At 60.7% G+C, this 12,277-nt stretch carries 10 protein-coding genes; 7 read left to right on the forward strand and 3 right to left on the reverse strand.

All coding sequences use genetic code 11. The features are described from left to right. Positions 1–126: 126 nt before the first annotated feature. The 3 genes from VL130_RS07920 to VL130_RS07930 all read left to right on the forward strand — a co-directional run bounded on the left by VL130_RS07920 (position 127) and on the right by VL130_RS07930 (position 4,549). Positions 127–1,221 carry an NADH:flavin oxidoreductase gene (locus VL130_RS07920; protein ID WP_325362225.1) on the forward strand — a complete coding sequence of 365 codons (1,095 nt, stop codon included), beginning with the start codon at positions 127–129 and terminating at the stop codon, positions 1,219–1,221. 102 nt (positions 1,222–1,323) lie between these two features. Further along, positions 1,324–2,610 (forward strand): hypothetical protein, encoded by a 1,287-nt coding sequence (locus VL130_RS07925; protein WP_325362226.1) that lies wholly within the window; start codon positions 1,324–1,326, stop codon positions 2,608–2,610. A 79-nt stretch (positions 2,611–2,689) separates the two neighbouring features. After that, on the forward strand, positions 2,690–4,549 hold the full coding sequence (locus VL130_RS07930; protein WP_325362227.1) for an acyltransferase family protein: 1,860 nt from the start codon (positions 2,690–2,692) through the stop codon (positions 4,547–4,549). On the opposite strand, the gene VL130_RS07935 is transcribed toward VL130_RS07930, so the two are convergent. Continuing rightward, positions 4,515–5,285: a methyltransferase gene (locus VL130_RS07935; protein WP_325362392.1), complete on the reverse strand. Its 771-nt coding sequence runs from the start codon at positions 5,283–5,285 to the stop codon at positions 4,515–4,517. The genes VL130_RS07930 and VL130_RS07935 overlap by 35 nt on opposite strands. A 270-nt stretch (positions 5,286–5,555) precedes the next feature. On the opposite strand from VL130_RS07935, the gene VL130_RS07940 reads away from it, so the two are divergent. Genes VL130_RS07940 through VL130_RS07950 form a run of 3 tightly spaced genes read left to right on the forward strand, consistent with a single transcriptional unit; the run spans position 5,556 to position 9,354 of the window. Continuing rightward, positions 5,556–6,593 (forward strand): polyprenyl synthetase family protein, encoded by a 1,038-nt coding sequence (locus VL130_RS07940; RefSeq protein WP_325362228.1) that lies wholly within the window; start codon positions 5,556–5,558, stop codon positions 6,591–6,593. Beyond that, entirely contained in the window at positions 6,547–7,800 is a 1,254-nt protein-coding gene (locus VL130_RS07945) for an acyltransferase (protein WP_325362229.1), read from the forward strand. Before VL130_RS07940 ends, VL130_RS07945 begins: the two co-directional genes overlap by 47 nt. A 30-nt stretch (positions 7,801–7,830) precedes the next feature. Next, positions 7,831–9,354, forward strand: coding sequence for a helicase HerA-like domain-containing protein (locus tag VL130_RS07950; protein ID WP_325362230.1), 1,524 nt, complete (start codon positions 7,831–7,833; stop codon positions 9,352–9,354). A gap of 73 nt (positions 9,355–9,427) precedes the next feature. On the opposite strand, the gene VL130_RS07955 is transcribed toward VL130_RS07950, so the two are convergent. After that, a complete protein-coding gene (locus tag VL130_RS07955; protein ID WP_325362231.1) occupies positions 9,428–10,177 on the reverse strand; it encodes an SDR family oxidoreductase in 750 nt (249 codons plus the stop codon). A gap of 241 nt (positions 10,178–10,418) precedes the next feature. On the opposite strand from VL130_RS07955, the gene VL130_RS07960 reads away from it, so the two are divergent. After that, entirely contained in the window at positions 10,419–10,892 is a 474-nt protein-coding gene (locus VL130_RS07960) for an NUDIX domain-containing protein (protein WP_325362232.1), read from the forward strand. 154 nt (positions 10,893–11,046) lie between these two features. Here VL130_RS07960 and VL130_RS07965 read toward each other — a convergent pair whose 3' ends face one another. Then, entirely contained in the window at positions 11,047–12,234 is a 1,188-nt protein-coding gene (locus VL130_RS07965) for an acyltransferase (protein WP_325362233.1), read from the reverse strand. Positions 12,235–12,277 lie beyond the last annotated feature (43 nt).

Genomic DNA, 12,277 nt, shown 5'->3' on the forward strand with positions numbered 1-12,277 from the left:
CGGGGAGGTACAAGAAAACGCCGAAGGCGGGGTGTGGGGTTTCGTGCTTTCTTGTGCAGTGACCACCTTGCACTGCAACATACCGTAACTATATCAGCGACAGATGCAATTCATCGGAGCCGCTGCATGTCCCTCGATACCCTGTTCTCGCCCTTCACGCTGAAAAACCTGACCCTGCAAAACCGCGTGGTCATGGCGCCGATGACGCGCAATTTTTCACCCGGTGGCATCCCCAACCAGGCGGTGGCTGACTATTACGAGCGCCGCGCCGAGGGCAATGTCGGTCTGATCCTGACCGAGGGCACGGTGATTGAGCGCCCGGCCTCGAAGAACGAGGCCAATATCCCCAATATTTACGGGGAAGCGCTGGATGGCTGGACCAGGGTGGTTCAGGCCGTTCATGCCAAGGGCGGCAAGATCGCGCCGCAGATCTGGCACACAGGTGCGGCCTTCGGCAACAATCCGGACTATCGCCCGACCCCGATGGATTCGCCTTCGGGGCTTGGGCTTGATGGCGCAATCATTGGCGCGCCGATGTCGGAAGCTGATATCTCCGACGCCATTGCCGCCTTCGGACGCGCGGCGGGTGACGCCAGGCGTATCGGTTTTGACGCCATCGAACTGCACGGCGCGCATGGCTATCTGATCGACGAATTCTTCTGGAACCAGACCAATAAGCGTAGCGACAAGTGGGGCGGCGCCACCATCGCCGAACGCAACCTGTTCGCCACCGAGGTCGTGAAAGCGGCGCGCGCGGCGGTCGGCCCGGATTTCCCGATCATCCTGCGCCTGTCGCAATGGAAGTCTGGCGCCTTCGATAACAAGCTTGCCGCCACACCAGCCGAGATGGAAGCGTGGCTGAAACCGCTGGTCGAGGCCGGCGTCGATATCCTGCATTGCTCGCAACGTCGTTTCTGGGAGCCGGAATTTGACGGCAGCGATCTCAATTTCGCCGGCTGGGCCAAGAAGATTACCGGCGTGCCGACCATCACGGTCGGTTCAGTCGGCCTTTCGGGCGAATTCATTGCCGGTTTTGGCGGCGAGGTGTCGCATCCCGCTTCGATCGATGGCCTGCTCAAGCGTCTCGATGCCGGTGAGTTCGATCTGGTGGCCGTCGGCCGCGCCCTGCTGGCCGATCCGCAATGGGTGGAAAAAATCCGCGCCGGCCGTGGTGAAGACACAAAAGGTTTTGAACGGGCGCTTCTGGGCTCGCTCGTCTAACGCCGTTCTTCCAGATTGCCAGCCGCGCCAATCTGGCGTATCCAGTTTGCAGTAATTCTCTCATATTGCGAATTGGAAATGCCGGTCGGCGCGGAGGTGGCTATGCGTATTGTAAAGCGTCTGTCAGTCGTGTGTGTTGTCGCGGGCGCCGGTCTGGTGCTTGTGCCTGTTAATGCCGCCACGCCAAAAAAGGCCGTGACCACAACACAGGCCAAACAGGTTGTGACCGGTCCGGTGGCGGAATATTGGGTCGATACGGCCACCACCAGCGGCATGACGATGGGAGCCGGCAAGCCCTCCATGAGTTCAATCATGGGGATGATGGGCGGTGGCAGTAATGTTCATCACAGCCTCTATCTGCGGCTCGGCTCAACACAGGCCGCCAGCGGCGAGGCGACGGCCGACCACCTGCCGCCGGCGGGCTTGAGCGCCGGCAATGACCTGCCGCTCTATTATCAGCCCGGTAAGCCGGTAAAGCATGATTATGCGTCGGGCGAAACCGGTGATCATGAAACGCCCAAGGGCAAGATACTGATCTTCTGGGGCTGCGGCCAGCACGCGCCGGCCGGTCAGCCGCTGGTGATCGATCTGGCGAAAATTACCGATCCGGCGCAGCGCCAGACCATGGCGCTGTCGATGTTCAAACCGGTCACGCTCGATACGGTGCGGCCGCCGTCGCCGACGACTTTCAAATCCTATGGCGAATGGCCGAACAGCAAAAGCACGAAGGATGTCAAAGGCTCCCTGATCGGCGCGCATACGGTGAAGGGCAATTACAGCCCGCAGATCGATTTCACCCTGTCGCAGACCCAGGATTTCATGGACCCGATCGATGTCACCGGCAATACGACCGATGCCTCCGGCGCCACGCGGCTGACCTGGACGGCTATCCCCGGTGCGAAAGGCGTAGTCGCCACCGCGATGGGCGGCGGCCAGGAAAATGGCGAGACGGTCGTGGTGATGTGGACCTCGGCGCAGATCCAGACCGGCTGGATGGGCATGGCGCCGGACTACCTCACGGCCAATGATATCGACCGCCTGCTGGGCAACAAGGCGCTGCTGCCGGGCGATACCACCACCTGCACCGTGCCGGCCGAGGTTGGAAAAGCTGTCCAGGGCGCGATCTATGGCATTACCGCCTATGGGGGCGAGGCCAATTTCGTTTATCCGCCGCGTCCGGCTGATATGAAGACGCCGTGGAATATCCAGTGGGAAACCAAGGTGCGTTATCGCACGGCAACGGGCGGGATGCTCGGTCAGGACATGGCTGGTATGATGGGCGCCAACAGCGGTGATGACAGCGCGCAACCTGCGGATGGCAAGAAAAAGAAGAAAAAGGGTTTTGGTTTGGGGGATATGGTCAAGGCCGGTGCGGGACTGATACCGTAACGAGCGCGGGCGATGCTTATTCAGCCACTTGAGGGCGGGGGGCGTTTGCCTGAGCTTCTGGCCATGTTAAGCCTGCGGGATGAGGGCTACGTTTTCCGAACATAAACGCGCTGATATTCAGGGGCTTCGCGGCATCGCCGTGCTGGCGGTGGTGCTGTTCCATATCAGCCGTAGCGCCTTGCCGGGCGGGTTTGCCGGCGTCGATATCTTCTTCGTCATTTCCGGCTATCTGATCACGCAAATCCTGTTGCGCGACATGGAAGCGGGAAGTTTTCGTTTGCGTGATTTCTATCAGCGGCGCGTGCGGCGGCTGTTTCCGGCGCTCTATGCGGTGCTGGCCTTTACGCTGGTCGTCGGACTGATCATCCTGCCCCCGAAGCTGCTCAGCGAACTCGTTTACAGCCAGTTTTTCACCACCTTGTTCCTGTCAAATTTCGCCTTCGCGCGGCTGGCGGATTATTTTGACGCCACGGCCAGCCTGAAACCCTTGCTGCACAGCTGGTCGCTCGGCGTCGAAGAACAGTTTTATCTCGTCTTTCCGCTGATCCTGCTGGGTTTGCGAAAATTCGCCCGGCGTTTTCTGTGGCCGATTCTGGCGGGTCTGGCGGTCGTGTCACTGATCGCGGCGCAAGTAACGAGCCGCCCGGAAGCGGCTTTTTACCTGCCGACGACCCGCGCCTTTGAACTGCTGATCGGTGCGTTGACTGTCTGGGCGCAAGGACGCTTTTCCCTGAGCGACAAGACCAAACGGCTTCTGTCACTGTTGGGCGTCGGTCTTCTGATCGCCAGCCTGATTTTGCTCAATGACCGCGTGCCGTTTCCTGGCCTGTATGCCCTGCCGCCCTGCCTGGGCGCGGCGCTGCTGTTGCTGACCGCGAATGGCTGGGGCAACAAACTGGTCAGCGCGCCGCCTCTGGTCTGGACCGGCGATATCTCCTATTCGCTCTACCTGTGGCATTGGCCGCTGCTGGTTTTTTCCCGTCTCCTGTTCGGGGACTCGATCTGGCTGGCCGTGCCGGTAGTAATCGCGGCCTTCGTGCTGGCCGCCCTGTCGCGGCGCTATATCGAACAGCCGTTTCTCGAAAAACGCCCGCGCCGGCTTTGGTTTCTGGTCGGCGGGGCGATGGCGGTATCGATTGTCTCCGCCTTGCTGATCTTCAACGCCAGGGGTTTGCCTCAGCGCTTCAATGCCGCCGAACAGGCCGCCTTCGCCGCCAGCGAGGATTTCAGCCCGGACCGCAAGCGCTGCCATCTGGCGCAGAATGTCCGCCGGGAGTACCGCGATACCTGTGTCCTGGGGGGAGCCGCCGCCTCGGTTGCCGTCTGGGGCGACAGCGAAGGCGTGGAACTGGCGAGGGCGCTGGCGGATCAAGGCGTGGCGGTGCGCCAGATTACGGCTTCGGCTTGCCCGCCAAGCGTCGGTTTCACCATCGCTTATAATCGCGCCTGCCGCGATCATAATGCCGATATGCTGCTGCATCTCAAGACCGACCGGCGGATCACGACGGTTGTTCTGGTCGCCGATTACCGTCGCTATGCGGATGAAAACAGCGCGGCCATGCTGAGCGGACTGGAACTGAGCGCCCTTGAACTGAAAGCGGCCGGTAAACAGGTCGTGCTGGTCTATCCGGTGCCGGTCTACGACTTCGACCCGCCGTCACAGGTCGGGCTGGCGATGCGGCTAGGACGCGATCCGCTAGGCGTTGGGATGAGCCGGGCGCAGTTCGAGCGTGATAACGGCCCGGCCATCGCCGAACTGGATGCCTTCGCGCGAAGCCATGAACTGGCGGTTTTGAGACCATCGGATGTATTGTGTGATGCGACCCGCTGCCATGTCTATGATGGAAAAGCCGGTGTGCTATACTTCAATGGCCAGCATTTGAGTATGGCCGGTGCGAAACAGCTTACCAGTTCAATCCCGCTTCCCCACGCAAAATAGCTTCTACTTCCGGGGTATGCTTGCGTTCGCCATTATCGTGCAGGATCAGCGGCGGGAGCAGTCGCAGCGGCGCTTTCCCCAGTCTTTGCGCTTTGACAATAACCCGCTTGGCGTCCTTGTCGGCGAAGGGCAGGACAGGCCGCACCACGAACGATCCGCATTTTTTCGACAGGCCGCCGAGGATATCCGCCAGCCGGTCGGCGCGATGGATAAAGACGATATGGCCGTTATCGACCACGGCGGCTTGCGCGAAATCGAGCCAGGCTTCCAGGCCGTCGTCGGCGATCCAGGCCGGGCGTTTGGCCTCGTGCGGGGCGCGCAGGGTGTCCGGATCGTCGAAATAGGGCGGGTTGGAGAAGACGAGATCGAAGCGCTGTGGCGGTGGTTTTGCCCCCTCCGTCAGCGACACCAGCCCTTCGGGCTTCGCGCTGCCACCTCCCCATTTGAGAAATGGGGAGGATAAGAGGGTTTTGTAGCCCGTGCCAATATCGCCCTCGATCACCTGCATATCGGTAAAGTTATTCAGCCGGATATTCTCCCACGCCAGTGCGGCATAGTCCGGTTCGCGCTCGATGCCGGTCAGGTCCAGCGATGGGCAGCGGCTTTTGAGCGACAACAGCGCGCCGCCGGCGCCGCAGCCCAGTTCCAGCGCACGCTTCACCTTCGGCAGGCTGGCGCAGGCCGCCGCCAGCAGGGCGCCATCCATGCCGATGCGATAGCCCTTCTGCGGCTGCATCACTTTGACGCGCCCCCCCAACAGATGCGTGCCCAACAGATGCTGGCCTAATAGATGCGGGCCCAATAGATGCGGGGATGTCACGCTTGTGGCAGAATGTGGAGGGGCAAGGGGCATTTCCCCGGTCATGTTCCTGATCGTTTCCTGATAGTTTTCCGGCGATAATGCCGCAAACTGTCACAAGTTAAGTGACTAAATAGTATCGCGGCCCATTGCCTGTGCCGTCAAGGCGGTTTATGGCCTAAAGGTTAAAGTTCAGGAGTAGCCACTTTGGATTCGGCCAATATCGACACTGTGCGCCCCGCGCTGGAAGCGGTTCAGGACACGGCGAAAGCCGATGTCAGGGCGCTGGTCAGCCTGTGCGATCCGGACATGGCCGATATCAACGCCCTGATCACCGAACGGATGCAGTCGGAAGTGGCGGTTATCCCCGCGCTCGCCGCGCATCTGATCGCCGCCGGCGGCAAACGCCTGCGCCCGCTTTTGTGCGTGGCGGCGGCGCGTTTGTGCGGCACGACCAATACGCATCACCACAATCTGTCGGCCGCGGTCGAATTCATCCATACCGCTACCCTGCTGCACGATGATGTCGTCGATTCCTCGCAACTGCGCCGCGGCAAGGTGGCCGCGCACCTGATCTGGGGCGCGCCGTCTTCCGTGCTGGTGGGGGATTTCCTGTTCGCCCGCGCCTTTGAGCTGATGGTCGAAACCGGCTCCCTGCGCGCGCTTGATATCCTGTCGAAAGCCTCGGCGGTCATCACCCAGGGCGAGGTGCTGCAACTGATGAAGGCCTTCGACCTCAATCTCAGTCAGGCCGACTATATCGAGATCATCTCGTCGAAGACGGCGGCGCTTTTCGCGGCGGCTTCGGAGAGCGGCGCGGTCGCTTCCGGCGCGCCGGAAGAGAAAATCGCTGCCCTGCGCAACTACGGCATGAACCTGGGCCTCGCCTTCCAGATTCAGGACGATATCCTCGATTATCAGGGCGCGGCCGCTGATCTCGGCAAGAACGCCGGTGATGATTTCGCCGAGGGCAAGTCCACCCTGCCGCTGATCCTGGCCATGCAGGCGACGCGCGCCAGTGACGCCGCCTTCTGGGAGCGCACCATCGCCCGCCGTGAGCAAAAGGACGGTGATTTCAGTCACGCGCAGGCCCTGATGGTATCGTCCGGTGCGTTGGCGGACGCCCGCGAGGTGGCGTGTGCCTATGCCGATCGGGCGCGGGCCGCCCTTGGTATTTTCGAGCCGGGACCGTGGCGGAATGCCCTGGAAAACCTCGCCGTCTATAGCGTCGAACGCCAGACCTAAAGCCGCCTTGTCAGCCGCCGCCCCCCTGCATCCCCGCGAAGCCCGCTTTTACGAGCTGGATATCCTGCGTGGTGTGGCGGCGATTATCGTTGTGATGTTTCACTACAAGCATTTCCTGCTGATCAGCGATGCGGCGGGCTTCGATTACGACCATCTGCCGTTTCACACCATCCTGCTGCCGGTCTATCTCTATGGCCAGTTCTTCGTCGAACTGTTCTTTTCGATCTCCGGCTATGTGTTTTTCTGGCTTTATGGCGAAGCCGTATCGAGCCACCGCACCGGCGCTAAAAGCTTCTTCATCGCGCGTTTCGCCCGGCTATATCCGCTCTATTTCGTGACGCTGATTTTCGTCGCTGTGGCGCAGCCTGTTTTTCGTTATCTGTACGGCGCCGATTTCATCTACCCGCACAATACATTGGGCAATTTCCTGCTCAATCTTTTCGTGGTGCAGCAATGGACGATCAATGCGCCGCAGATGTTTAACGGGCCGGCGTGGTCAATTTCGGTGGAGATGTTTCTCTACATCGTCTTTTTCATTGTCTGCTATTTCCGCGCGAACACCATCCCGATCCTGATCGCCCTGTTTCTTGCCGGCCATCTCTACAGGGTATCCCACCTGATGGAGATCAATGACTTCGCCCGTGGCGCACCGAATTTTTTCCTTGGCGGGCTGGTCTTTTATGCCGTGCGGCGCCTGCGTCAGCCGGACCGCGTGACGTGGCGGCGGCGCATCCTGACGGGACTGGCGGTGGCGCTGCCCTGCCTGTGGGCGCTGAGCTATGTGCGTGGCGGGATTGTGCCGCCGGCCGTCCCGCAGAGCGATATCCTGTCGCGGTTGCTGAGCATTGACACCTTTCTTTATGTGCTTCTGCCCCTGACGCTTCTGGCGCTCGGCCTGATGCAGGACCGCTGGAAAACGCCGCTTCTGGGACGCGAGACTCTGCACCGCTGGTCATGGATCGGCGATATCAGCTATTCCATCTACCTGCTGCATTTCCCGCTGCAACTGGCCGTCATGATGGTGCTGGCCCACTGGCCCTTTGCGGCAAGGGCGATGTTTTTCGGCTCCCCCCTGGTTTTCCTGGCCTTCTTTGCGGTGGCTATGGGGCTGGCCTGGCTGAGCCATCGCTATTTTGAAATGCCGGTGCAGCGTTTTTTACGCGGTTGGCTGACGCAGCATCTGGCGAAGCCGGCGACAGCGGGCTAGAACAGATCACAGATTTCAAGGAGCAGACTCATGGCGGACTCTACGGGTGCTTTTGTCGGACAGGCCACAGCGCCTGAAATTCTGCTTTACGGCCGGGCCAACCGCCACGGTATCGTGGCCGGCGCCACCGGCACGGGCAAGACGATCACGCTCCAGATTTTGGCGCAGGCCTTTTCCGACGCCGGGGTGCCGGTTTTCGCCGCCGATATCAAGGGCGACCTGTCGGGCATTTCGCAGCCCGGCGCGCCGAACGACAAACTGCTGGAACGCGCCAAATCGATGGGGCTTGATCTCCAGCCGGCGGCGGCGCCGGTCATCTTCTGGGACCTCTACGGCCAGAAGGGGCACCCGATCCGTGCCACCATTTCAGAGATGGGACCGCTGTTGCTGGCGCGCCTGCTCGAACTGAACGACGTGCAGGAAGGCGTGCTCAATATCGCCTTCGCTGTCGCTGACAAGGATGGCCTGCTGCTGCTCGATCTCAATGACCTGCGCGCCATGCTCAACCATATTTCGGACAATGCCAAAGACCTCAGCCAGACCTATGGACAGGTATCGCCGACGACGGTGGCTACTATTCTGCGCAATCTGCTGACCCTGGAAAACCAGGGCGCGGTCAACTTTTTCGGCGAACCGGCCCTGCGCCTCGAAGACCTGATGCGCACCAATATCGCCGGCAAGGGCTATGTCAATATCCTGACGTCCGATCGCCTGATGCAGAATCCGAAGCTCTATTCGACCTTCCTGCTGTGGCTGATGTCGGAGCTGTTCGAGGAGTTGCCGGAAGTTGGCGATCCGGAAAAGCCACGTCTCGTGTTCTTCTTCGATGAAGCACACCTGCTGTTCAACGAAGCCTCACCGGCCTTGTTGCAAAAGATCGAACAGGTGGTGCGCCTGATCCGGTCCAAGGGCGTTGGCATCTATTTCATCACGCAGAACCCGGCCGATATCCCCGATACGGTGCTGGGCCAGCTCGGCAACCGGGTGCAGCACGCCCTGCGCGCCTATACGCCCTCGGAGCAGAAGGGCCTGAAGGCGGCGGCGGATTCCTTCCGCGAAAATCCGGCCTTCAAGACCATCGATGTGCTCCAGCAACTGGGCACCGGCGAGGCGCTGGTGTCGCTGCTCGATCCCAAGGGCATCCCGAATATCTGCGACCGCACGATGATCCGTCCGCCGGCCTCGCGCATGGGACCGGCGACGGATGCGGAACGCGCCGACATCATGGCGAAATCACCGGTCGCCGGTGTCTATGATGCGGTGAAGGATCGGGAGTCGGCTTATGAAATCCTGAGCGCCAAGATTGCGGCTATCCAGGCCTCTGCGCCACCCCCGCCGCCTTCCGCCGCTGAAAAAGAAGCGGCCAGGGCCGCGGCGCAACAGGCAAAGCTTGAAGAGCGCGAACGTCTGGCCGAGCAGAAGGCCAAGGAAAAGGCGCAGCAACAGACCATGAAGGCCGTGACTTCTGTGGCCGTGCCGATCATCCGGTCCGTCGGCATCGCGATTATGGGTAGTCTGGTGCGCGGCATGATGGGCAATGCCAAACGGCGTTGATGATCGGCAAAGCCCCCTCCGTCTCGACGCGCTTCGCTTGCTCGACACCTCCCCCGCAAGCAGGGGAGGATCATTAAAGATCAAACATATCCAGCGTTTTCCAGTTCAGATGCTGGCCGCTGTCGACGCAGATCATCTGGCCGGTAACGCTGGGTGCATTAAGCAGATAGATCACCGCCGCCGCCACTTCCTCCGGCGAGGTCGGCTTTTGCAGCAGGGTGGATCGGGCCTCGCGCTCGAAATCCTTTTCGCTCTGGTGGATAGAGCGCAGGGTCGGGCCGGGGCCGACGGCATTGACGCGAATATGCGGCGCCAATGCCTGTGCGAGGGTGCGCGTGGCGTGCCACAGGCCGGCCTTGGACATGCTGTAGCTGAAAAACGGGGGGGAGGGTTTGAGCACCCGCTGGTCGATCATATTGATGATCGAGGCGCCGGGGCGGATATCGCCTTGTGCGGCAAAGGCCTGAGACAGCAGAACGGGCGCCAGAAGATTGGTGTCCATATGCGTCTGCCAGCTCTCAATGGTCAGGCTGCGGGCGCGGTCGTCGGCAAATACGGAGGCGTTATTGACCAGCACATCGAGCGGGCCGAGCGCCACGCGGGCCTTGTCGATCACGCCGGCGACATTGGCCACGTCGCTGAGATCGCCCTGAATGGCGTGCGCGTGAACCCCCAGCGTTTCAAGTTCGCTGACGAGCGCCAGGGCATCATCACGCGACTGGCCGTAATGGACGCCGATATTATAGCCAGCCTTGGCCAGGGTGATGGCGATGGCGCGGCCGATCCGCTTGGCGGCGCCGGTGACTAAAGCTGTTTTAGTCAACGCGGCCGAAGTCGATGATGTTCATGACGGCCATGAAAACGAGGAACAGACCGAGGATGGAAATGGCGAGCATGGAAAGACTCCGCAAACTGAATGTTTTTTTGATAACCGTCTTGCGCAGACGAGACAAGAGGCAAGCGCGATCCGTTCACGTTTAATCACGAACAGATGACCTATATTTAATACCGCAACGTCACCCCGCCGTCTTGCGCCGGCCGGATAATCCCGCCATTCTGTGTTCATGGAAGACTGGAAAAGAGTTGTAGAACCCTATTCGCGCCCGCTGTTCTTCGCCTATTCGCGGGCGACGCGGGGCAAGACGCTTGGTGTGCGCGGACTGGTGGTCAATCCGAAAGGTGAGGTGCTGCTGATCGAGCACACCTATCTCGAAGGCTGGTGGCTGCCGGGCGGTGGCGTCGATGCCGGAGAAACGGCGCACGACGCCGTGGCGCGTGAACTGCGTGAGGAGGCCGGGGTCCATCCGCTGGAACTGCCGAAGCTGTTGTCCGTTCACAGCAATGAACAATTCTTTCCGGGGGATCACGTCCTGCTGTTTCGTGTCGATACCTACGAAGACGTGCCGATGACCTCACATGCCGAGATCAAGAATGTCGGTTTCTTCGCGCTTGATGCCCTGCCGGAAAATATCAACGAAGGGTCATTGCGGCGGATTCAGGAAGCGCTGATGGGCTTTCCCGCCGATCCTGTTTGGTAGCTCGCCCCGATGGTCTGCAAGCCGTCATCTTTTTGCGCGCCTTAGCTCGTGTACCAAAGTACACGTCGCGTCAGGTGCTCAAAAGCTAACGCCTTTGGCTGCGCCGAACTACGTTTCGACTCATCAGGCCGGCCTGCCGCGACAGTATTATGTGTTATTCTGCAGGCGTGGTGGGGCGAATGGCGACCGAACGCACATAACTGACGACCTTGGCATAGGTGGCGCGGCTGAAGACCGGTGTGCGGCTTTCCAGCGCCTTGATCAGGTTGCGCGCCCAGACGCGGGACGGCTTTTCATAGTAATAATGGGCCAGGGCCGCGATGCCGAGCGATATAGCGACCGACACGAACACCCAGGTCATTTTCGACAGGCCAAGATCAATGCCCCACGCCGGGAACGATTTCAAGATGATCTTCTGCACCAGGTCATGCACGAGATAGAGTGCGAAGGACACCAGGCCCAGCCAGTAGGCGATCCGGCTTTGCAGCAGGCGGGCGATCACGCCTTCATCATGGCTCAGGCTCATGATCAGGCCGGCGAAGACGGCGACCAGCCAGACATCATTCGACTTGTAACACAACAGGAGCAGCGCCAGCGGCAGGCATATCCCGGCGGCGCGCGACGGCACGAGATCCCTGAAGCGGAAGGCGACGAGGCCGATGTAGAACCCAGCCAGGCAGCGCAGGGTGGTGCCGGGCGCATAGGAGTGAACCACATCGAGCTTGCCGATGCCCTTATGGGCGTGATGCGTCAGCCATTGCGGGCCGTAGGCGACCGATATGAGGATGCCGAAAGCCGCCACCACGCCCAGCAGGGCATAACGGCGCGGCAGCCACATGGCGACGAAAATGCTGACCGGAAACAGCAGGTAGGCCGCCCATTCGGTGCTGATCGACCACGATGGCGGCACGATCGAATAGGCCAGCCCCCAGACGTGGCTCATGGTGAGATTATAGGGCAGGGCGCGCAGCACATTGTCGTCGAAATGATAGGTGCCGCTGAGAACCGTGGTGATCATAACGGCGGTGATCACCGTCATCAGGATATAGAGCGGATAGATGCGCGCCAGACGCAGCAGCAGGAACTTCTTGAAATTATTGAAGTTGAAGCCGTTCTCAAACAGGCCGCCATAGGTCATGGCCATGACGAATCCGCTCAGAATGAAGAACAGGTCGACCGCAATGTAGCCGTGGCTGACGAAGGGGCGCACTAATGATGGAAAAGCGTGCAGGCCGTTGGCGTGGAAGAAGACCACATACAGGGCCGCGATGCCGCGCAGACCCGTCAGGGCGCGGATTTCACGCGATTTCGGCGCAGGCGTCGGGGTGGCGGCGGGCGTCATGAACACTCGAAACGGTTGGCGGGAAGTCCCTCCCTATAGGGCA

This window comes from Asticcacaulis sp. (assembly GCF_035497195.1).
Classification (GTDB): domain Bacteria; phylum Pseudomonadota; class Alphaproteobacteria; order Caulobacterales; family Caulobacteraceae; genus Asticcacaulis.

Coding starts and splice junctions, on each gene's coding strand:
- VL130_RS07920 (WP_325362225.1), top strand. CDS start 127: ATGTCCCTCGATACCCTGTTCTCGCCCTTCACGCTGAAAAACCTGACC.
- VL130_RS07925 (WP_325362226.1), top strand. CDS start 1,324: ATGCGTATTGTAAAGCGTCTGTCAGTCGTGTGTGTTGTCGCGGGCGCC.
- VL130_RS07930 (WP_325362227.1), top strand. CDS start 2,690: ATGAGGGCTACGTTTTCCGAACATAAACGCGCTGATATTCAGGGGCTT.
- VL130_RS07935 (WP_325362392.1), bottom strand. CDS start 5,285: ATGCAGCCGCAGAAGGGCTATCGCATCGGCATGGATGGCGCCCTGCTG.
- VL130_RS07945 (WP_325362229.1), top strand. CDS start 6,547: ATGCCCTGGAAAACCTCGCCGTCTATAGCGTCGAACGCCAGACCTAAA.
- VL130_RS07950 (WP_325362230.1), top strand. CDS start 7,831: ATGGCGGACTCTACGGGTGCTTTTGTCGGACAGGCCACAGCGCCTGAA.
- VL130_RS07960 (WP_325362232.1), top strand. CDS start 10,419: ATGGAAGACTGGAAAAGAGTTGTAGAACCCTATTCGCGCCCGCTGTTC.
- VL130_RS07965 (WP_325362233.1), bottom strand. CDS start 12,234: ATGACGCCCGCCGCCACCCCGACGCCTGCGCCGAAATCGCGTGAAATC.